General features: G+C 65.3%; 17 protein-coding genes. 11 read left to right on the top strand and 6 right to left on the bottom strand.

The annotated features are described in order from the left end of the window. Nucleotides 1-64 precede the first annotated feature (64 nt). From CH286_RS21755 to CH286_RS21745, 3 genes are read left to right on the top strand one after another with little or no spacing between them, the layout of a single operon-like run. Entirely contained in the window at nt 65-823 is a 759-nt protein-coding gene (locus tag CH286_RS21755) for an SDR family NAD(P)-dependent oxidoreductase (RefSeq protein ID WP_032403425.1), read from the top strand. Further along, complete coding sequence (cbiE, locus tag CH286_RS21750; RefSeq protein WP_230592492.1) at nt 796-2,052, top strand: precorrin-6y C5,15-methyltransferase (decarboxylating) subunit CbiE; 1,257 nt, start codon at nt 796-798, stop codon at nt 2,050-2,052. Before CH286_RS21755 ends, cbiE begins: the two co-directional genes overlap by 28 nt. Beyond that, nucleotides 2,031-2,792: a cobalt-precorrin-6A reductase gene (locus CH286_RS21745; protein WP_094610361.1), complete on the top strand. Its 762-nt coding sequence runs from the start codon at nt 2,031-2,033 to the stop codon at nt 2,790-2,792. Before cbiE ends, CH286_RS21745 begins: the two co-directional genes overlap by 22 nt. Here the strand turns inward: CH286_RS21745 and CH286_RS21740 are convergent. Genes CH286_RS21740 through cobG form a run of 3 tightly spaced genes read right to left on the bottom strand, consistent with a single transcriptional unit; the run spans nt 2,778 to nt 6,076 of the window. Continuing rightward, complete coding sequence (locus tag CH286_RS21740; protein WP_094610360.1) at nt 2,778-4,268, bottom strand: precorrin-2 C(20)-methyltransferase; 1,491 nt, start codon at nt 4,266-4,268, stop codon at nt 2,778-2,780. The genes CH286_RS21745 and CH286_RS21740 overlap by 15 nt on opposite strands. Continuing rightward, on the bottom strand, nt 4,265-4,891 hold the full coding sequence (locus CH286_RS21735) for a precorrin-8X methylmutase (protein ID WP_032377897.1): 627 nt from the start codon (nt 4,889-4,891) through the stop codon (nt 4,265-4,267). The genes CH286_RS21740 and CH286_RS21735 overlap by 4 nt, the downstream gene beginning before the upstream one ends. 54 nt (nt 4,892-4,945) lie before the next feature. Further along, the gene (gene cobG / locus CH286_RS21730; RefSeq protein ID WP_094610423.1) at nt 4,946-6,076 is read right to left on the bottom strand and encodes a precorrin-3B synthase; all 1,131 of its coding nucleotides are present in this window, start codon (nt 6,074-6,076) and stop codon (nt 4,946-4,948) included. Between the two features lie 230 nt (nt 6,077-6,306). On the opposite strand from cobG, the gene cobN reads away from it, so the two are divergent. From cobN to CH286_RS21715, 3 genes are all read left to right on the top strand, one after another. Further along, nucleotides 6,307-9,912, top strand: a complete 3,606-nt coding sequence (cobN, locus tag CH286_RS21725) for a cobaltochelatase subunit CobN (protein WP_094610359.1) — start codon at nt 6,307-6,309, stop codon at nt 9,910-9,912. Between the two features lie 18 nt (nt 9,913-9,930). Further along, nucleotides 9,931-10,311: a PPOX class F420-dependent oxidoreductase gene (locus CH286_RS21720; RefSeq protein WP_094610358.1), complete on the top strand. Its 381-nt coding sequence runs from the start codon at nt 9,931-9,933 to the stop codon at nt 10,309-10,311. A gap of 86 nt (nt 10,312-10,397) precedes the next feature. Next, the gene (locus CH286_RS21715) at nt 10,398-10,823 is read left to right on the top strand and encodes a VOC family protein (protein ID WP_032403691.1); all 426 of its coding nucleotides are present in this window, start codon (nt 10,398-10,400) and stop codon (nt 10,821-10,823) included. Nucleotides 10,824-10,835: 12 nt separating this feature from the next. Here the strand turns inward: CH286_RS21715 and CH286_RS21710 are convergent, their stop codons facing one another. Genes CH286_RS21710 through CH286_RS21700 form a run of 3 tightly spaced genes read right to left on the bottom strand, consistent with a single transcriptional unit; the run spans nt 10,836 to nt 14,504 of the window. Beyond that, entirely contained in the window at nt 10,836-12,203 is a 1,368-nt protein-coding gene (locus CH286_RS21710) for a metallopeptidase TldD-related protein (protein ID WP_037150432.1), read from the bottom strand. Next, a complete protein-coding gene (locus tag CH286_RS21705; RefSeq protein ID WP_094610357.1) occupies nt 12,200-13,726 on the bottom strand; it encodes a TldD/PmbA family protein in 1,527 nt (508 codons plus the stop codon). Before CH286_RS21705 ends, CH286_RS21710 begins: the two co-directional genes overlap by 4 nt. Nucleotides 13,727-13,736: 10 nt before the next feature. Further along, nucleotides 13,737-14,504: a TSUP family transporter gene (locus tag CH286_RS21700; RefSeq protein WP_032403433.1), complete on the bottom strand. Its 768-nt coding sequence runs from the start codon at nt 14,502-14,504 to the stop codon at nt 13,737-13,739. Nucleotides 14,505-14,521: 17 nt separating this feature from the next. On the opposite strand from CH286_RS21700, the gene CH286_RS21695 reads away from it, so the two are divergent. The 5 genes from CH286_RS21695 to lnt all read left to right on the top strand — a co-directional run bounded on the left by CH286_RS21695 (nt 14,522) and on the right by lnt (nt 20,194). Beyond that, nucleotides 14,522-15,685 carry a sensor histidine kinase gene (locus tag CH286_RS21695; RefSeq protein ID WP_037150427.1) on the top strand — a complete coding sequence of 388 codons (1,164 nt, stop codon included), beginning with the start codon at nt 14,522-14,524 and terminating at the stop codon, nt 15,683-15,685. Between the two features lie 33 nt (nt 15,686-15,718). Continuing rightward, on the top strand, nt 15,719-16,375 hold the full coding sequence (locus CH286_RS21690; protein WP_032403435.1) for a response regulator: 657 nt from the start codon (nt 15,719-15,721) through the stop codon (nt 16,373-16,375). 81 nt (nt 16,376-16,456) lie between these two features. Beyond that, nucleotides 16,457-16,993, top strand: a complete 537-nt coding sequence (locus CH286_RS21685) for an FxsA family protein (RefSeq protein ID WP_032403436.1) — start codon at nt 16,457-16,459, stop codon at nt 16,991-16,993. Nucleotides 16,994-17,010: 17 nt separating this feature from the next. Then, entirely contained in the window at nt 17,011-18,606 is a 1,596-nt protein-coding gene (locus CH286_RS21680; protein WP_032403437.1) for an amidohydrolase, read from the top strand. Next, nucleotides 18,596-20,194 (top strand): apolipoprotein N-acyltransferase, encoded by a 1,599-nt coding sequence (gene lnt, locus CH286_RS21675; protein ID WP_094610356.1) that lies wholly within the window; start codon nt 18,596-18,598, stop codon nt 20,192-20,194. The genes CH286_RS21680 and lnt overlap by 11 nt, the downstream gene beginning before the upstream one ends. The last annotated feature ends 498 nt before the right edge of the window (nt 20,195-20,692 follow it).

Raw genomic sequence — 20,692 nt, 5'->3', positions numbered from 1 at the left:
GACCCGACTGTAGTGACGTGCCCCGACTGCCACGAGCTGGGTTCGATCGGCCAGACTGATCGGCGTGAGCAGACGAGCAGAACCCGCACCCGGAACGCTGTTGCTGTTGGGCGGACGAAGCGAGATCGGGCTCGAGGTGGCCACCCGACTGGCACCGGGGCGAACCGTCGTACTGGCCGCGAGACGTAGCAACGAGCTGACAGCAGAACAAGTCCGGGTGCAACGGGCAGGCGCGGGCGCAGTCCACACTGTCGAATTCGACGCGAACGCGATGGACACCCACGCCGAACTCCTGCGGGCGATGGCCCGAGAACACGGTCCGATAGGCATCGTGGTTCTCGCCTTCGGCATCCTCGGCGACCAGGCGCGCGCCGAGAACGACGCCCAGCATGCGCTCGACGTCATCACCACGGACTTCCTGGCGCAGGTCTCCGTACTCACTCACGCCGCGACACTTCTTCGGGCGCAGGGCACCGGCGACCTGATCGTGTTCTCGTCGGTGGCGGGTGTACGAGTGCGCCGCGCAAACTATGTGTACGGGTCCGCGAAAGCCGGCCTCGACGGATTCGCGAGCGGACTGAGCGATTCGCTGCACGGCAGCGGAGTGCACCTGTTGCTCGCCCGCCCCGGGTTCGTCATCGGGTCCATGACCGAAGGAATGGACCCGGCTCCGATGTCGAGTACCCCTGATCAGGTCGCCGACCTCGTGGTGTCTGCACTGAACAAACGACGGAACAGCGTGTGGATCCCCGGCATTCTTCGCCCGGTCTTCTTCGCCATGCGTCTACTGCCACAATGGCTCTGGCGCAGGATGCCCCGCTGATGACGGTTCCGATGCCCCGGCCGATAGTCGTCGTCGGAATCGGCGCGGACGGCTGGGACGGACTGCCTGCGACCTCCCGCGGGGCTGTCGAGAAGGCCGATGTGGTGTTCGGTTCGGTACGCCAGATTGCGAGTGTCCGGCCGCATTGCACCGAGACCAGGACGTGGCCGAGCCCGTTGCTACCGAATCTGCGGTCGATGCTCGACGCCTACGAGGCGTCGAACGTCTGTGTGTTGGCCAGCGGGGATCCGATGTTCCACGGCATCGGGGTGACGTTGGTGCGCGAGTTCGGTGCCGAGCGACTGCGCATGCACCCGGCACCGTCCTCCGTGTCGTTGGCATGCGCGCGGCTGGGGTGGGCACTGCAGGACACCCCGACGGTGTCTCTGGTGAACACGCCGATCGAGACACTGTTGCCGGACTTGGCCGACGGTCGCCGGGTGATCGTGTTGAGTCGGGGGAGCAGTACACCGGGTGAGGTGGCGGGGCTGTTGTCCGGCAACGGGTTCGGAGACTCCGCGATGACTGTGCTCGAACAGCTCGGCGGACCGGCCGAACGAATTGTCCACGGTCGAGCGCGAGATTCGACGTTCGAGGGCACCGACCCGCTCAACGTCGTTGCGCTGGAGTGCGTGAGAGATCCCGACGCACCCCGCCACGCTCGCGTACCCGGCCTGGCCGATTCCGCATACACCGGTGACGGCCAGATGACCAAGCAGGAGGTTCGAGCACTGACCCTGAGCGCGTTGGCACCTGCGCCCGGAGAACTGTTGTGGGACATCGGAGGCGGATCAGGAACCATTGCCATCGAATGGATGCGTACCGACAGATCCTGCCGCGCAGTGACGTTCGAGAGTTCGCAGGCGCGGCGTGATCAGATCGAGCGCAACGCTCGGCACCTGGGAGTTCCGGGACTTATCGTGCACAACGCGGCACCCGAGAGCTTCGGAGGCGTCTCGGCCGTGAACGCGGTGCCCGACGCGGTGTTCATCGGTGGTGGATTGACCGGTGCCGACATGCTCGAGGCGTGTTGGAACGCGGTGCGCACAGGGGGGCGTGTGGTCGCCAATTCGGTGACTGCAGAATCGGATTCGTTGTTGCTGACCGCGGCGGCGAAGTACGGCGGAGAGCTCCGCAGATTCCAGATCTATCGCGGTGAGCCGTTGGGCGCGTTCACGACGTGGAGGCCACACTTACCGGTTACTCAATGGAGTGCGATCAAACCGTGAAGGTTCTGATTCTCGGCGGTACCACAGAGGCGCGGGCACTCGCGGCGGCGCTGGATCGGGTTCGGGACGTCGACAGCGTCACCTCACTGGCCGGGCGGGTCACACAGCCGATACTGCCCGTCGGTCGGACCCGAATCGGCGGGTTCGGTGGACCGGATGCCCTTGCGATGTGGCTGCGAGACAATGCGATCGACGTAGTGGTGGACGCGACACACCCGTTCGCATCCACCATCGGAGCGCACGCCGTGCATGCCACCGAGGCAACGGGAGTCGCACTCCTCGTACTGACGCGGCCACCGTGGACCGAGGGCGAAGGCGATCGGTGGACCACGGTTCCCTCGCTGCCCGACGCGGCGTCGGCGATCACCCCCGGCAGCCGGGTGTTTCTCACGACAGGCAGGCAGGGCGTTCACCATTTTGCGAGGGTCGATCACTCGTGGTTTCTGGTAAGGACGATCGATCCTCCGACCGGTCCGGTACCACCGCACATGACGCTGCAGCTCGGTCGCGGTCCGTTCGACATCGACCACGAGTCGAAGGTGCTCGCAGACAACCGAATCGACCTGTTGATCACAAAGAACAGCGGCGGCGACATGACTCGAGCCAAACTCGATGCGGCGAGGGCAGCATCGATCCCGGTCCTCATGATCGCCCGTCCCGAGGCACCGACCTCGGCACCGATCGTGTACGAGGTGGATTCCGCCGTGGACTGGTTGACGAACCGGCTACGCGTCTACTGACGGGTACCGTCGGGAGGTGAAGACTTTCGGACCGCTTCCGGTCTCCACCACCGTGGTCATCGAGGATCCGATGATGAGCAGGCACCGCATATCGATCGACTCGGGGTCGAGTTCTCCGAGCGTCACAGTGCACACCGATTCCTGCACACTGCCCACCGCGCGTCCGATCACCACCGGCGTCTGTGGTGAACGATGCTCGAGCAGTAGATCTTTCATGGCTGCAACCTGCCAGGTTCTCGACTTCGAAGCGGGATTGTAGATCGCGATCGCCATGTCGGCTGCGGCGACCGCCGACAGACGCCCGGCCACCACGTTCCATGGCTTGAGTCGGTCGGAGAGCGATATCACGGCATAGTCGTGGCCGAGGGGTGCTCCCACCCGGCTCGCGACGGCGTTCGCGGCGGTCATTCCCGGTACCACTCGTACCGGCACCGAACTCCACTGTTGTTCGGCTGCAACCTCTATGACCGCTGTCGCCATCGCGAAGACCCCCGGATCGCCCGAGGACACCACGGCTACTCGCCGTCCTTGTTTGGCGAGGTCGAGGGCGAACGCCGCACGTTCGGATTCGACCTTGTTGTCGCTCGCGTGCCGTATCTGCCCGGGCCTCGGCGGTACCCGGTCGATGTAGGTGATGTAACCGACGAGATCGGTGGCGGCGGCCAGTTCGGCCCGCACCTCGTCCGTCGTCCATGCTTCGTCGCCTGGACCGAGGCCGACGACGACCACTTCGCCCGTGCTGGTGGGTGTTTCGGCTCGGTTGGAGGGGCTCGGCACCACGATCATCGAGAAGTACGGGACGTCGTCCGCGTCGGCGGCATCGAGGACGCGTTGATCGGGTGTACTGGCCCGCTCGACGTATCGCGCCTCGTCCAGTCTGCCCGATCGTTCCAGTGCGTCGAGCACTGTCGGATAAGTTCGCCCGAGTTTCATGATGACCGCGGCGTCGGTACCGCGTAGTCGGCGTGTGAGTTCGTCGGTAGTCAGTGTTCCGGGCAGGACGGTCAACACCTCGTCGCGCTCCACCAATGGAGTTGCCAGCGCCGCCGACGCAGCACTGACCGAGGTCACGCCGGGAACCACCTCGACCTCGAACCGGTGCGCCAGGCGTTTGTGCATGTGCATGTACGAGCTGTAGAACAGCGGATCGCCCTCGGCCAGAAGCGCAACCGACCGACCGGCGTCGAGATGAGCGGCGAGCCGTGCAGCAGCGGACTCGTAGAACTCGTCGATCGCACCTTGATACCCACCGGGATGAGCCGTCGCCTCGGTGGTCACCGGGTACACCAGGTGCTCCTCGAGTTGACCGTCACGCATGTACCCGGCCGCGAGGGCGCGCGAGATGCTGCGGCCGTGTCGAGCGCTGTGGAATGCAACAACATCGGCCTCGGCGATCACACGAGCAGCCTTGACGGTCAACAGCTCCGGGTCACCCGGGCCGACGCCGACTCCCCACAATTTTCCGACAGCGGTCATTCCTGTTCGCTCGCAATGGCATTGACTGCGGCGACGGTGATGGGGCTGCCACCACGTCTGCCTCGGACGACCAGATACTCCACGCCGAGGTCGGCTGCGATCAGATCTTCTTTCGACTCCGCTGCGCCGATGAATCCTACCGGGCCGCCGACGATGGCTGCGGGCTTCGGGGCTCCGGCCGCGAGCATCTCCATCAGGTGGAACAGTGCGGTCGGCGCGTTTCCGATGGCGACGACGGCGCCGCCGAGCTTCTCGCCCCACAACTCCAGCGCGGCAGCGGTTCTCGTGGTGCCCATACTCCGAGCCAAATCCGGTACCCGAGGATCGGACAGGGTGCACAGAACCTCGTTGTCGGCCGGAAGACGGCGACGAGTGATGCCGGCGGCGACCATGTTGGCATCGCACAGCACCGGTGCGCCTGCGCGCAGGGCGGTTCGAGCGGAACCCACCACGTCGGGCGTGAATCCGATGGTCTCGGTCAGGTCGATCTCACCGACAGCGTGGATCATGCGTACGACGACCTGGGCAACATCCGGCGCGAATCGAGACAGATCTGCTTCGGCTCGAATGGTTGCGAAAGACTGGCGATAGATCTCCGCGCCGTCGCGGACGTAGTCGTGCATGCGTGTCACGATAGGGGAGAGGGACCCCTCGTCCGGAAGCCGGTCTCCCGGTGCTCAGGACACCTGGTAGCCGATTCCTGTCGCGATCACGTCGGTGACCTCACCTTTCGGTCGCCCACAGCGCCGCTCGCACCCGGACCAGTGTTGCCGCTCGTCACGCGGAGTCATTCGGGCTTCGACGGCCGCCTCCAGGTCGGATCGGACGTCGGCCAACGACTTCGCACAGCCCGGCGATCCGGTACACGCGCTCACCCGGATCCACGGTGATTCCGCGTCGAAGATCAGGCCCATCGGGGCCAGCACCCGGACAACTTGTTCGGCGGGCTCCTCGTCCAGATCGCACACGATCAGCGACCTCCACGGAGTCACGATCACCGGTCGGTCGATGGCGGCGAGGAACTCGGCCAGTCGTGCGCCGATAACGCCGTTGGCAAGTCCTGCGGCCAGGGCCACCAGTCCGTCGTCCTGGTCGAGCCAGCCGATCGGTGGTACCTCGACAGGTGTGGGCAACGGCAGCGCAGTGCCCGCAGAGAGCCCGAGCAGTTCGACGATTCGATCGACGCCGTTGTCGACTTCGGCCAACCGCCATTCGGATTCTCGCAGTTCCGCGAAGGCTGCGGCGCAGTTCAGCAGCGTCGGCACCACGCTGTCTCGATCCACTCGAACTCCGCTGTCCCGGCCTGCGAGCAGCAGCGCGTACGACCCGTCGGACTGGGCGTAAGCACCGAAATCCGGTTCGAGTCCGCCCATGTCGCCGCGCCCGTCGTCGAGGGCGAACAGCGTTCGCCCGGGCAGTTCGGCCAGGTCGCGACGCGCGCAGAGCCCTTCGTCCAACTCGCGGACGAGCGCACGCACGTCGGTGAGACCGCCGACCCGTCCCGAGAGTGGTGAGGCGAGGATGTTGCGCACCCGCTCGTGCGTTGCGGACGGTAGCAATCCGGCCTCGGCCAACCTGCTCGCCAGGGCGACCGGGTCCGAGACCGCCCGCAGCTGAACGTTGCCCCGGGACGTCAGCTCCACCGTCCCGTCGCCCAGTTCCTCTGCAGCCCGCGCCAGGACCTGCATCTGTTTCGGCAGCACCAGGCCACCCGGCAGCCTGATCCGCGCAAGCGGACCGTCCGCAGCGAGGTGCGTCGTCAGCGCTCCTGGGCAGCCGTCGGGCACCGATCTGTCAGGCGAACTCATGTTCACCAGGCTACAAGCGCGACGGGTGGACCGATGTGCCGCTCGCACCGGTAGCATTCTGTCGACACGGCTCAGGCCGAGAGGAAACCGGCGAGAATCCGGTACGGTCGCGCCACTGTAACGGCCCTGCACTTCGGGTGCACGGGCCGGAGTCAGACCCTCTCGCCGACGAACCGAAGAGAAGATTCACCTAGTTCAGGGGCGCGAAACCCCCGAGGAGGGCGTTACCCGTGTTCTTGTTGCTGTCCACATCGGACACAGATCTGCTCAGTGCCCGTGCCAGTGGAGCCGACTTCACCTGGGGCAACCCATCTCGCCTTCTGGCGCAGGACATCCCGTCGATGGCCGAATCGGCCGAGCTGATCATCGTGCGCATTCTCGGATCGCGCCGCTCGTGGGAGGCGGGCATCGGCGCCGTGCTCGCCACCGGGCTTCCGGTTGTCGTTCTCGGCGGTGAGCAGGCACCGGATGCGGATCTGATGGAGATCTCGACGGTGCCGGCCAACGTCGCCGCGCAAGCACACAACTATTTGGCCGAGGGCGGGTCGGACAACCTGCGCCAGCTGTACAACTTCCTCTCCGACACCGTGTTGCTCACCGGTCACGGTTTCGATGCTCCGCGGCACCTGCCGACGTGGGGGCACCTCGAACGGAACTCCACCCCGCACTCCGACGGTCCGACGGTGGCGATCCTCTATTACCGCGCCCAGCATCTGGCCGGAAACACCACGTACATCGATGCCCTCGCCGCCGCGGTCGAGAACGCCGGTGCCACGGCCCTTCCGATCTACTGTGCGTCGTTGCGCACGGCGGAGTCAGACCTGCTCGAGACGCTGAAGTCGGCCGATGCCCTGATCGTGACGGTGCTTGCAGCGGGCGGGACGAAACCTGCCGGGGCGTCGGCAGGTGGCGACGACGAGGCCTGGGACGTCGCCGAACTCGCGGCTCTCGACGTTCCGATCCTGCAGGGTCTGTGCCTCACGAGCTCACGCGCGACGTGGTCCGAGAACGACGACGGGCTGTCGCCACTGGACGTGGCCACACAGGTTGCCGTCCCGGAATTCGACGGCCGTCTCATCACGGTTCCGTTCTCGTTCAAGGAGATCGACGACGACGGGCTGACCACGTACGTTCCGGATCACGAGCGAGCAGCGCGCGTCGCCGGCATCGCCGTTCGCCATGCACGGCTACGACACATCCCGGCCGCCGACCGCCGAATCGCCCTGATGTTCTCGGCGTATCCCACCAAACATGCCCGCATCGGCAATGCCGTCGGCCTCGACACTCCGGCCAGCGCCATCGCGTTGATGTCGGACATGCGCACTGCCGGCTACGACCTCGGGCCGCTCGACGGCCCGGATTCGGTGCCCGGTCTGGCTGCTCGCGACGGTGATGCACTCATCCACGCGCTGATTGCCCGCGGTGGCCAGGATCCGAACTGGCTCACCGACGCTCAGCTCGAGGGCAACCCCATTCGCATCTCGGCGGCGCGGTATCGCACCTGGTTCGAGCAGCTCCCGTCTGATCTGCGCGACGGCGTGATCGAGCATTGGGGCCCGCCACCGGGCGATCTCTATGTCGATCGCTCTGCCGATCCGAACGGTGAGATCGTCATCGCAGCAATGCAATTCGGCAATGTGGTCATCATGGTTCAGCCGCCGCGCGGGTTCGGGGAGAAGCCCGTCGCGATCTACCACGACCCGGATCTTCCACCGAGCCACCACTACCTGGCGGCCTACCGATGGATTTCCGCTACCGAGACAGACGGCGGTTTCGGTGCCGATGCGATGGTTCATCTGGGCAAGCACGGCAATCTCGAATGGTTGCCGGGTAAGACGCTCGGCATGTCCGCCTCCTGCGGAACCGATGCGGCCCTCGGCGATCTGCCGCTGATCTATCCGTTCCTGGTCAACGATCCGGGGGAGGGGACGCAGGCCAAGCGCCGAGCACACGCCACTCTCGTCGATCACCTCATTCCCCCGATGGCGCGCGCGGAGAGCTACGGAGACATCTCGAGGCTCGAGCAGTTGCTCGACGAGCACGCGAATATCTCGGCGCTCGATCCAGCCAAGCTGCCCGCGATTCGTCAGCAGATCTGGACGCTCATGACCGCGGCGCAGATGCACAAGGATCTGGGGCTCGAGGAGCGCCCCGACGAGGAAGTGTTCGACGACATGCTGCTCAACGTCGACGGATGGCTGTGCGAGATCAAGGACGTGCAGATCCGCGATGGGCTGCACATCCTGGGCCAGGAGCCCGTCGGCGATGCCGAGGTCGAGTTGGTGCTGGCGATGCTGCGTGCTCGGCAGATGTGGGGAGGCGAGCAGACGGTCCCCGGACTTCGCGAAGCTCTCGGGCTCAGCGAGGACGGCGACGAGGAACGCACGCGCGTCGACAGCATCGAGGCCGTGGCGCACGGTCTGGTCGCAGCCATGCAGGCCGCGCAGTGGAATCCGGACGAGGCCGAGCGCGTTGCAGGCGAACACGGTGACGTGGTCGCGGAGATCTTGAAGTTCGCCGCCGCCGAGGTGGTACCGCGTCTGCGCGGAACCGCACGCGAGATCGAGCAAGTGCTGCACGCTCTCGACGGCGGGTTCATCGCGGCGGGGCCGAGCGGTTCACCGCTGCGCGGACTGATCAATGTCCTACCTACCGGGCGCAATTTCTATTCGGTCGACCCGAAGGCCGTGCCGTCGAAACTGGCATGGGAGACCGGTCAGGCGATGGCGGAGTCATTGCTCGCTCGATACCGTCAGGATCACGGGGAGTGGCCGAAGTCGGTGGGCCTGTCGGTGTGGGGCACGTCTGCGATGCGGACCTCCGGCGACGACATCGCCGAGGTGTTCGCGCTGCTGGGCGTGTCGCCGGTATGGGACGAGGCCTCACGCCGGGTCACTCGGCTCGAGGTGATCGATCTCGGCGAGCTCGGTCGTCCTCGTATCGACGTCACGGTCCGGATCAGCGGCTTCTTCCGCGACGCGTTTCCCCACGTGCTCGCCCTGCTCGACGACGCGGTACGGATGGTCGCCGCATTGGACGAGGAGCCCGATCAGAACTACGTCCGCGCACACGCGCAGGCCGATCTCGCTGAACACGGTGACGAAAGACGCTCCACAACAAGAATTTTCGGATCCAAGCCGGGTACCTATGGTGCCGGGTTGCTCCAGTTGATCGACAGCAAGACCTGGCGTAGCGACGACGACCTGGCTCAGGTCTACACCACATGGGGCGGTTTCGCGTACGGCCGCGGCCTCGATGGCGTCCCTGCGTCGGACGATATGCGCACCGCGTACAAGCGCATCGCCGTTGCCGCCAAGAACACCGATACACGCGAGCACGACATCGCCGATTCCGACGACTACTTCCAGTACCACGGCGGCATGGTGGCGACTGTGCGCGCGCTGACCGGAAAGTCGCCCGAGGCATACATCGGCGACAGCACGCGTCCGGAATCGGTACGCACCCGCACCCTCTCGGAGGAGACCGCCCGGGTGTTCCGTGCGCGCGTGGTGAACCCCAAGTGGCTCGAAGCCATGCGCAGGCACGGCTACAAGGGCGCGTTCGAGATGGCGGCCACGGTGGACTACCTGTTCGGCTACGACGCCACCACGGGAGTCGTACAGGACTGGATGTACGAGAAGCTGGCCGAAACCTACGTGCTCGACGAGCAAAACCAGAAGTTCATGCAGCAGTCGAATCCATGGGCACTGCACGGCATCGCCGAACGCCTGCTCGAGGCGGTGGAACGGAAGATGTGGGCCGAGCCGAACGAGCAGGTTCTCGACGGGTTGCGCCAGATCTACCTCGAGACCGAGGGCGAGCTCGAAGGGGAGTAGCGACGTACTCTGAGCGGTATGGCCGCCACGTTCGAAGACATTGCCAAGGGCAAGTACGTACTGCTGACGACGTTCAAGAAGGACGGCACCGGGGTGCCGACGCCGCTGTGGGGTGCGCTCGACGGTAACCGACTACTCATGTGGACGGTTGCCGATTCGTGGAAGGTCAAACGCATTCGCCGCAACCCACAGGTGACGATTGCGGCGTGCGACATGCGCGGCAATCCGCAGGGCGACGCAGTGAGCGCCACCGCCGAGATTCTCGACGCGACCGGCACCGCGAAGGCCCGCGCAGCTGTCGCGTCGAAGTACGGAATCCTGGGCTGGCTCACCGTGAAGGGCAGCGTGCTGCGTCGAGGAAAGAGCGGCTCGGTCGGGCTGTCGATCACCGCAGCCTGAAATCGACACATCGGCACCATCGCTCGCATGCGCGGTTCCGAATACTTCACGAGGCAGCTTCCCCTGCTGCCGGAATGGAGTATCACGTGCCTATCGCAGTGACCGACTACAACCACGTCCGTCTCACCGTTCGCGACATCGAGCGATCGAGGTCGTTCTACGACTCGGTGTTCGGCTTCGAGGTCGCATACGCCTGGGATCCCGACGCCGACGAGGAGACCAAGAAGGCGCTATGGTTCCTGTTCGGTGGAGTCATCTACAAGTTCGGCGGGGGACTGCTCGGCCTGCGTCCGGTCGCACCGAGCGACGACACTTTCGGTGAAGACCGCTGCGGGCTCGACCACTTGAGCTTCACGGTGGACACGCGAGCCGCACTCGAAGACGCCGTCAAAACGCTCGACGATCTCGGCATCGCCCACGAAGGCATCAAGGACGCAGGGCCCGGGCTGTCCATCGTGGAGTTCCGCGACCCGGACAACATCGCGCTCGAGCTCTCCGGACCCGATAAGTAGCCCGGACCTACCTCACTGAGCGGCGCTGACCGAGGACATGTGAAAATCGGGAATGCGCAGCGGCGGCATCGCCGTGCGGGTGAACCAGTCCTTCCACTCGCGCGGCAGTGTCGCTTCCGTTGCACCCGCTTCGGTGACGCGACGCAACAGATCCAGCGGGCTCTCATTGAACCGAAAGTTGTTCACAGCACCGGTGATTCGACCGTTCTCGATGGCGTAGACGCCATCCCTGGTCAGTCCGGTGAGTAGCAGTGAGGTCGGATCGACCTCACGGATGTACCAGAGTGTCGTCAGGATCAATCCGCGTTCGGTGTCGGCCACCATCTTGTCCAGACCGATGTCCGTGCCGCCCGTGAGAACGAGGTTCTCGCCCGGCACCGCGACGGGAGCTCCGTACTTCTCGGCCGACGCGCGCGGATAGGCCAGAGCCGAGACCGATCCGTCCCGTACCCAGTCGACGCGCTCGATGTCCATGCCGTTGTCGAATACCGACACCGAATCGCTGGACGATCCCGCCACCACGAACGGCGCGTACTCGAGACCGTCAGCGCGCGGATCCGAGTACAACGTGAGCGGGAGAGCTGTGAGCTTCTCGCCCACTCGTGTTCCGCCTGCGCCCGAAAGTGCAGTGCGACCTTCCTGCGCGCCACGCCCCTCCATGGTCCACATCAGGTAGATCATCAGATCCGCCACGGCCGACGGCGGTAGCAGCGTCTCGTATCGCCCTGCCGGCATCTCGACGGTGTTCTGCGCCCAGCCGAGCCGAGTGGACAGCTCGTCCAACATGTTCTGGGCCGACACATCACGAAAGTCCGTGGTGCCGGTTCCGACCCAGGCGCTGGCCCCGGATCTTTTGCCGTTGATCTCGACCGATCCGGTCGGCTGCGTGAAAGTTCGACGCAGGCCGGTCGAGGTGCCGAGCCAAACGTTGTCGACCCGATGCTGAGCAAATCCGTACAGGGCGTCGCGACCGTCGAACCCGACGTTCAATTCCGTTGCCAGTGAGCCGAACACATCGATCGACGTGTGTTGCGCTCGGCGGTCCCAGTCTCGAGGATCCGAGTCCGACTCTCGAGGCAGCAAGGGCATCGCGTCGTCGGCGGGCTCCGCCGATCGCGCCGCCGCTTCGCTCGCGCGTACCACGCCCTCGATGTCGTCCGGTTCGACACTCGTCGACGACACAGTGCCCACTCGTGCGGATGTCGAGTCTCGCACGACGGAGATCACCTCCCAGCGCCGCGAGGTCGCAATTCCGTTGGTGGTCATGGAGTTTCCGGCCCACCGCAGTGTTGCGTCGCTGGAGTCGGTGACGATCACAATGGTGTCGTCGACACTCGCGCAGGCGAGTGCACGTTCGATCACGAGCTGCGGCGCGATCATCGACCTGCCTCCGATCGGGTGTTGAGGACGTTGACGCCGCGGAACAGCGCTGACGGGCAACCGTGGCTGACGGCGGCAACCTGGCCGGGTTGCGCCTTGCCGCAGTTGAAGGCACCGCCGAGCCGCCAGGTGGACGGTCCGCCGAGCATCTCCATCGAACCCCAGAATTCGGTGGTGGTCGCCTGATACGCAACATCGCGCACCTGGCCGTCGAGCACGCCGTTGCGAATGCGGTAGAAGCGTTGACCGGTGAACTGGAAGTTGTACCGCTGCATGTCGATCGACCAGGACTTGTCGCCGACGACGTAGATGCCGTCCTCCACCGCACCGATGAGGTCGGCAGTCGTTCGATCGGTGTCCGGGTCCGGCTGCAGCGACACGTTCGCCATGCGCTGGATCGGAACGTGATGTGGAGAATCCGCGTATGCGCACCCGTTGGACCGCTCCAGCCCGAGCCTAGGGGCGAAGACGCGATCGAGTTGATAGCCGACCAGTGTCCCGTCGCGGACCAGATCCCACCGTTGCGAGGCCACTCCGTCGTCGTCGAAACCGATGCTGGCCAGGCCGTTGACTTCGGTCCGATCGGCAGTGACATGCATGATGGGCGATCCGTAGCGCAACGTGCCCAATTGGTCCGGCGTCGCGAAAGACGTGCCTGCGTATGCCGCCTCGTAGCCGATGGCTCGATCGTATTCTGTTGCATGCCCTATGGATTCGTGAATGGTCAGCCACAGGTTGGTCGGGTCGATGACGAGGTCGGTCGGTCCGGCCACCACGGTCGGTGCCTTCACCTTCTCTGCCAGCCATTCGGGAATTCGGGCCAACTCGTCGGCCCAGTCCCAGGTGCTGGTTCGGCCGAGGTATTCCCAACCGCGTCCCACCGGTGGCGCGAGGGTGCGCATGGTTTCGAAAGCACCGACGGACCGGTCGACGGTTGTTGCCTCGAACTGGGGATGCAGTCGCACCCGCTGCTGGGTGATGCTGCTGCCTGCCAGATCGGCGTAGAAGGATTGCTCTTTGACCTGTAGCACCGAGGCGGTGACGTGGTCCACGCCGTCCGACGCGGCCAGGCGGGACGAGTACTCCGCGAGCAACCCCACCTTGTCGGCAGTGGGTACCTCGAACGGATCGATGTCGTAGTCCGATACCCAGGTCGCGTCCAAGTAGACCGGCTCGAACGCGAGCTCGACCCGTTCGCGATTGAGCGCACGCAGTGCCGTGGCCACTTCGACTGCTTGACGGGCCGTCTCGGCAGCCGCGTCGGTGCCGAGTTCGGCATGGGAGGCGAACCCCCAGGTCCCGTCGACCACCACCCGCACGGCGAGGCCGATCTCACCGGCATCGACCGAGGATTGAACCGAGCCGTCGCGCAGCGAGATCGACTGCGTCGTCAAACGCTGCACGCGCACATCGGCATGGGTGGCTCCGGCCGAGCGTGCTGTGCTCAGTGCGGCATCCGCGAGTTCCCGCAGGGGCAGGGCGAGGAAGTCGGCGTCGACCGACCGATCCGGTTGTCTCGTCACACCACCGACGCTAGCCGAACTGTTGCCAGCCGAGTCGGAGAACCATCCCCACCACGACGACGAGCAGGACGATTCGGACGAATCCGGCCCCTCTGGCCACCGCTGTTCTGGACCCGACTACCGCCCCGAGGACGTTGCACACCGCCATGGCAGCTCCGAGTTGCCAGTACACGCTGCCGGTGGCGGCGAAGAATCCGAGGGCCCCGACATTGGATCCGACATTGATCACCTTGGCCATCGCAGCACTGCGCACGAATTCCGTTCCGAGCATCGTGGCGAACACGATGATGAGAAACGTGCCGGTTCCGGGCCCGAGGATTCCGTCGTAGAAGCCGATTCCCGCGGCCGCGAGACCGACGACGATCAGAACTTTGCGATGCGTCGGCGGCGACGACGCCACGGTTCGACCGATGGTAGGGCGACACGTCACGAGTACTGCCACGCCGACGAGAACGACCATGATGATCGGGATGAACAGCTCGCGGTCGATCAGCGAGACTGCGGCAGCACCGGCCGCCGAGGTCACCGCGGCGAGGACACCGGCCGGGACCAGGACTGTCCAGTTCAGCGAGACCTTCCGAGCGAAGGTCACGACTGCAGCGACGGTACCGAATACCGCCGTCGCCTTGTTTGTCGCGAGCGCCGCCTGCTGCGTCATTTGTGGTGCCACGAGCAGGATCGCGGGCAACAGGATCAGGCCGCCTCCACCGACCACGGCGTCGACCCAGCCAGCGGCTGTCGCAGCCACCATCAGCAGTCCCCAGTCCGCGGCAGTCATACGGCAAACTCAATCACATGCGTCGTTTCAGCCTGTGGCTCCGTGGGCAGCCCTTCGTAGCCGATGCATTGCTGGCGGCAGGACTGTTCGTCGTCGAGATCTTGGTGTTCGTCAGTTCTGCCGATGGACTGAACGGGCCGTTGTTTCTCGTGTTCTCGGTCGTGTTGGCGGTACCCGTTGCGTGGCGGCGACGCTTTCCCCGGTCGATCGCGGCTTTCACTCTGGTGGCCACGGGCATCTGCGATATCGCGGGCGCCATGGTGGGCGACGCCGTCAACGGTCACCCGGCGACGCTGGCCCTGCCGATCATGCTGTACACCCTGGTTGCGTACGTAGGACGAGTTCAGGGTGCCGTCTACGCCGTTGCTCTCGCGGCGTATTCGGTAGCGTCCATGCTGCTGTTCGACCAGCCGATCTTCACGACACTGTTGTTCGGTGCGCTTCTCTACGCGCTGTCCTGGCTCGCGGCAGAGTTTCTCGGTGCTCGGCGGGCCTACGACGAGGCGACTCAGGCTCGACTGGTCGTCGCCGAGTACGACCGAGACCGCCGCGCCGAGGAAGCCGTGATCGCGGAACGTACGCGCATCGCGCGTGAACTTCACGACGTCATCGCCCACAGCGTCAGTGTCATGGTGGTTCAGGCCGACGGCGCCTCGTACGCCATCCGGCGCAATCCCGAGCGCGCCGAGCAGGCTGTGGCCAACATTTCCGCGACCGGTCGGCTTGCGCTGGCAGAGCTGCGCCGAACCGTCGCACTGATGCGGACCTCCCCGGACTCGGACGACATGCCTCACTACGGCACAGCAGGCCTCGCCCGGGTGGTCGAGATGATGGGCCGCGCCGGGTTGTACGTCGAGCTCGAGCAGACCGGAAATCTCGACGACATCAGCCCGGCAATCAGCCTGGGAGTGCACCGTGTGGTGCAGGAATCGCTCACCAACGTTCTACGGCACGCCGGCCACGCCCCGCGCGCCGTGGTCAAAGTGGTCCGGGAAGAAAATGTTGTCACCGTCGAGATCTCCGACAACGGCACCGGCACCGGCGCGGTCTCATCCGTGGACGGCGGCGGACACGGACTGCTCGGGATGCGGGAGCGGGTGGCCGTGCTGCAGGGCACGCTGCACGCGGGCCGCACCCCGCACGGCAGCTGGCTCGTGCGAGCGACGCTGCCGATCGAGTGAGGGCTAGGTGAACTTTACAGCTAGGTTGGATCGGTGCCGATCACCGTTGTCGTCGTGGACGACCAAGAGCTCATGCGCATGGGATTGAACATGGTGCTCGAGGCCCAGGACGACATCGAGGTGGTCGGTGAGGCATCCGACGGTGCCGGTGCCATCGAGGCCGTGGACAGGCTGGCACCGGCTGTGGTGTTGATGGACGTCCGCATGCCCGGCATCGACGGTGTGTCCGCCACTCGATCTATCACTGAATCCGGTTCCGATACAAGGGTTTTGGTGATGACGACATTCGATCTCGACGAGCATGTCCTGGGAGCGCTTCGGGCGGGCGCAAGTGGATTCCTGCTCAAGGACACACCACCAGAGGATTTGGTATCCGCAATTCGCAGCGTGGCCGCAGGCGATGCCGTCGTCTCACCGAAGGTCACAAAGCGGCTGCTCTCGCGGTTCGTCGCCCAGTCCGTTTCGACCACCGATGCGTCGGTTCTCGACGCACTGACCGGTCGTGAGCGGGAGGTACTGGTGCACTTGGCGACCGGTCTGTCCAATGCCGAGATCGCGGCGGTACTGCACCTGTCCGAGGCGACGATCAAGACGCACATCGGGCGGATTCTGACGAAATTGGACGTGCGCGACCGAGTACAAGCGGTCGTTCTGGCGTACGAGACCGGTCTCGTACGACCGGGTTCCTGAGAATTTCTCGGCAAACAGGGCACTTCGGGAGCGATTTCGTCGGCTCGAGCGTTGTACCGGTGAAGCGAAGAAAGGACCGTCATGCTCGCTCTGTTCGTACTTTATGTCGTCGTCGAGGTCGCCGCACTGGTCGCCGTCTCGAGCGCGCTCGGTGTGCTGTGGACCGTGGTGTTGTTGATCGGTGGATCGCTGATCGGCTCGCTGCTGGTGCGATCGCAGGGTAGACGCGTATTGGACGGTCTGCGGAGAGCATCGCGCGGTGAGCGGTCGGCCGGCGGCGCAGTGGCCGACGGCGCTCTGTTCGCGGCGGGGTCCGTGGCGATGTTCGTTCCCGGCCTGGTGACCACGGTGATCGGTTTGCTGCTGCTGATTCCGCCGACTCGGTGGCTGTTGCGCCCGGCGGTGATGTGGGCGGCTGCGCGCTGGCTGCCGCAGGTCGCCACTGCGACGCGGCGCATGCGTCCGACCGTCATCGACGGCGAGATCCTCGACGATCGCGTCGAAACCACGGGCACAGCGTCGTCGGCGGCGGGTTCTGCACTCGTCCTCGAAGGTCAGGTGATCGAGGCGGACCGTGACGATCGGCCGACCGGGGATTTCCGGAAGCCGCATCGGTAGGGGCAGACTGGTCGTTCGTGACCACCGAATTGTTCTGCGGCGGACGGATCTACAGTCCGATGGCCTCCGACGCCACCGCCATGGCCGTGACCGATGGAGTCGTCAGTTGGATCGGTGAGGATCGCACCGGCCGTGCGCTTCATCCCGGAGTGCCCGTCACCGACCTGGCCGGCTCCTTCGTGGCACCGGCTTTCGTCGACACACACGTACACGTCACCGATCAGGGGTTGTCCCTGATCGGACTCGATCTGTCTCACTGCCGATCCCTCGACGACTGCATGCGCGCACTCGCCGAGTTCGCAGCGAAGACGTCCGACGCGCTCGTGTGGGGGCACGGCTGGGACGAATCGGAGTGGATCGAACGGCGGTCACCGACGACGTCCGATCTCGATGCAGCAGCTCCGGGCCGGCCGGTGTACCTCACGCGAGTCGATTCGCACTCGGCTGCCGTCTCGACGCCGTTGCGGGCGGCGGCGTCGGGTATAGACACCGCCACGGGGTTCTCGCCACAGTCCCCGCTCACCGCCGACGCACACCACCTCGCGAGGCTGGCGGCTCGCGCCATGCTCACCACGGACACCCGCACCCGGGCCCGTAAGGCGGCGCTGGACGACGCAGCAGCCAAGGGAATCGTCGCCGTGCACGAATGCGGGGGCCCGATCGTGTCGGGAATCGACGACTTCCGTGAACTGATGGCTACCGCACACGGGGTGGAAGTGCGCGGCTACTGGGGCGAGCCGGTCGACACGGCCGAGCAGGCACGGCAGCTGCTCGCTGACACCGGCGCGCACGGCCTGGCCGGCGACATCTTCGTCGATGGCTCGCTGGGGTCGCGAACCGCATGGTTGTCGTCTCGCTATGCCGACGGCCCAGGAACGGGAGTCTCTTACCTCGACGTCGACGCGATCACCGCGCACATCTCGGCCTGTACCGCGGCCGGGGTCCAAGCCGGCTTCCACGTCATCGGAGACGCCGCGGTCACGGCCACCGTCACTGCCTTCGCGCGTGTGGTGGCCGAACTCGGCACACCTGCCGTTGCTGCATGCGGACACCGGCTCGAACATCTGTCGATGGTGACACCGGAACAGTCCGATCTCCTGGCCTCGTGGGGCGTGATCGCCAGCGTGCAACCGCTGTTCGACTCACTGTGGGGCGGTTCCGAAGGACTCTATGCGGCACGGCTCGGTGCCGAACGCGGCGCCGCACTCCATCCGTTCGCCCGATTGGCCTCGGCCGGCGTTGCCCTCGCTTTCGGTTCCGACGCACCGGTCACGCGCCTCGACCCATGGGCGACGGCGAGGGCCGCCGTCAACCACCACACGGCGGGCAGTGCCGTTTCACCCCGAGCTGCGTTCTCCGCAGCGACGCGGGGAGCGTGGCGCGCGGGGGGAGTCCGAGATGGCGTGGCGGGCACGCTGGTGCCGGGTGCGCCTGCATCCTTCGCGGTGTGGGACGTCGACGAACTCGTTGTGCGGGCCCCCAAAGACAGCGTCCAACGCTGGTCGACGGACCCACGTGCCGGGGTGTCACCGCTGCCCAGCCTCGACGCGTCGGCCGAAAGCCCGCGTTGTTCGATGACCGTGCATCGCGGCAAGGTCATCCATGAACAGTGACAGAGTTCCGGCGGTCGCGACGACGCAGTCACGGGGTGATCGTCTACGCAGGGCCACCGTGTCGACCCTGCTCTCGGTCGGTGCCGGTGTACTGATCTTCGCAAGCTTCCCTCCTCGGACCCTGTGGTTCCTGGCACCGATCGGCATTGCGGTACTGGCGCTGGTGTTGACCGGCTTCGGCGGTCGACGATCGGTGTCACTGAAGGCAGGCTTCGGCTACGGGTATGCCGCCGGCCTCGGATTCTTCGTTCCGCTGCTGCCGTGGATCGGTGTGTACGTGGGGCCGATGCCGTGGTTGGCGTTGGCTGCCGCCGAGTCCGTCTTCGTCGGATTGTTCGGGGTTCTCGGTGTGGTTGCAGCGCGAAGTGCCTGGTGGCCACTGTCGTTGGCGTTGGCGTGGAGTCTGACCGAATGGCTGCGGTCGAGTGTTCCGTTCGGCGGCTTCCCGTGGGGTCGGCTGGCTTTCGGGCAACCCGAGGGTTGGTTGCTGCCGTTGGCGAGCGTGGGAGGCGCGCCGCTGCTCACTTTCGGGGTGGCCCTGACCGGAACCGGCCTGGCAGCGCTGATCCTGGCGAGCTGCCGTCCGCGCACTGTGCGATCCTTCGTCGTTCCCGTGGCCGCGACGACGGTCGCGTCCATCTTCGCGCTGGCTCTGCTACCGACTCTGCACACAAACGACGCGGAGGACGGCGAACGCACGGTCACCATCGCGGCCGTGCAGGGGAGCGTTCCGCGATTGGGTCTGGATTTCAACGCACAGCGCCGCGCAGTTCTGGACAATCACGTCCGGGAGACCATGACACTGGCCGCCGATGTCGAGGCGGGCAGACAACCGGCTCCGGATCTCGTGGTGTGGCCGGAGAACGCGTCCGATATCGATCCGTTGCGCAATCCCGATGCTGCGACTCTCATCACTCGAGCATCGGTTGCGGTCGGCGCGCCGATCCTCGTGGGCACGGTGCTCGTCAATGCCGATGGCACGAACTCGAATTCCGTCATTGCCTGGAACGGTGACGACGGCCCCGGCGAGAGGCACGACAAGAAGATAATTCAACCGTTCGGCGAGTACTTGCCCTACCGAAGCTTTTTCCGTTTGTTTTCGGAATATGCCGACCGGGCGGGATATTTCGTCCCCGGCAGTGGTAACGGCGTGGTGCACGCCGCGGGAATAGCCGCCGGAATAGCGACGTGCTACGAGGTCGCATTCGATCGCGCCCTCGAAGAATCGGTCAGGTCCGGCGCGGAATTCATTGCCATCCCCACCAACAACGCGACCTTCGGCGACACCGAAATGACCTACCAGCAACTTGCGATGTCGCGAGTACGAGCCGTCGAACACGGAAGGACTGTCGTGGTGGCCGCGACGAGTGGGGTCAGCGCGATAGTCTCGCCCAACGGCGCCGTGTTGCAACAGACGCCGCTGTTCACCCCCGACGTACTCGTTTCGAGTGTTGCACTGCGTCGAACGCACACCGTCGCCACTCGGCTGGGCTTCGGATCAGAGCTGATCCTGTGCCTTTCTGCTGTCGGTGCACTCGGTGCGACCCTGCTGATCAGGCGGCGCGAGTTGCCACACAAACAAACATGAAGTCGGTAAATGCGGCATTTTACCGATCGCTGCGCCGGATAAATACCGGGACGTGACGCCCCTTCCTCTCGAGAAGTCATTCGTTCGATCGAATAGGGCACGTTCGAGTGGCGAACACGGTCACTCCTGTAACAGGCTGGAAGCGGTCGTCGATGCTTCTTATGACGACTGCACAAAAGGCTCCCGCCAATGTTGTATCTTTGTAAGCCGCTGGAGGTGTTGGAGGCCGATTTTCGGGTGCGGCTTCAGTGGGTGGACGGGCTGGACAGCTCCGGCCACACGTTGTAATGGGATCGAAGGGTCGGCATCGACGTTGCGTTCGTGCCGGACACCTGTTCGGGGAGGGGAAGCTCGTGTCGCAGACACTTATCCAATCGGTCGTCGTCTCACGCTCGTCCTGCGAACTCACAGTTCGGTCGAAGCGGTAGAACCAGGGAGCCGCCCCGTTTCAATCCGGTCGGCGATGCGCGACGAAGCAATACGAGCCCTTTCAGTACA

Origin of the sequence: Rhodococcus sp. WWJCD1, from assembly GCF_002258735.1 — a bacterium.
GTDB lineage: Bacteria > Actinomycetota > Actinomycetes > Mycobacteriales > Mycobacteriaceae > Rhodococcoides.
This window is presented reverse-complemented; position numbering and strand designations above follow the sequence as displayed.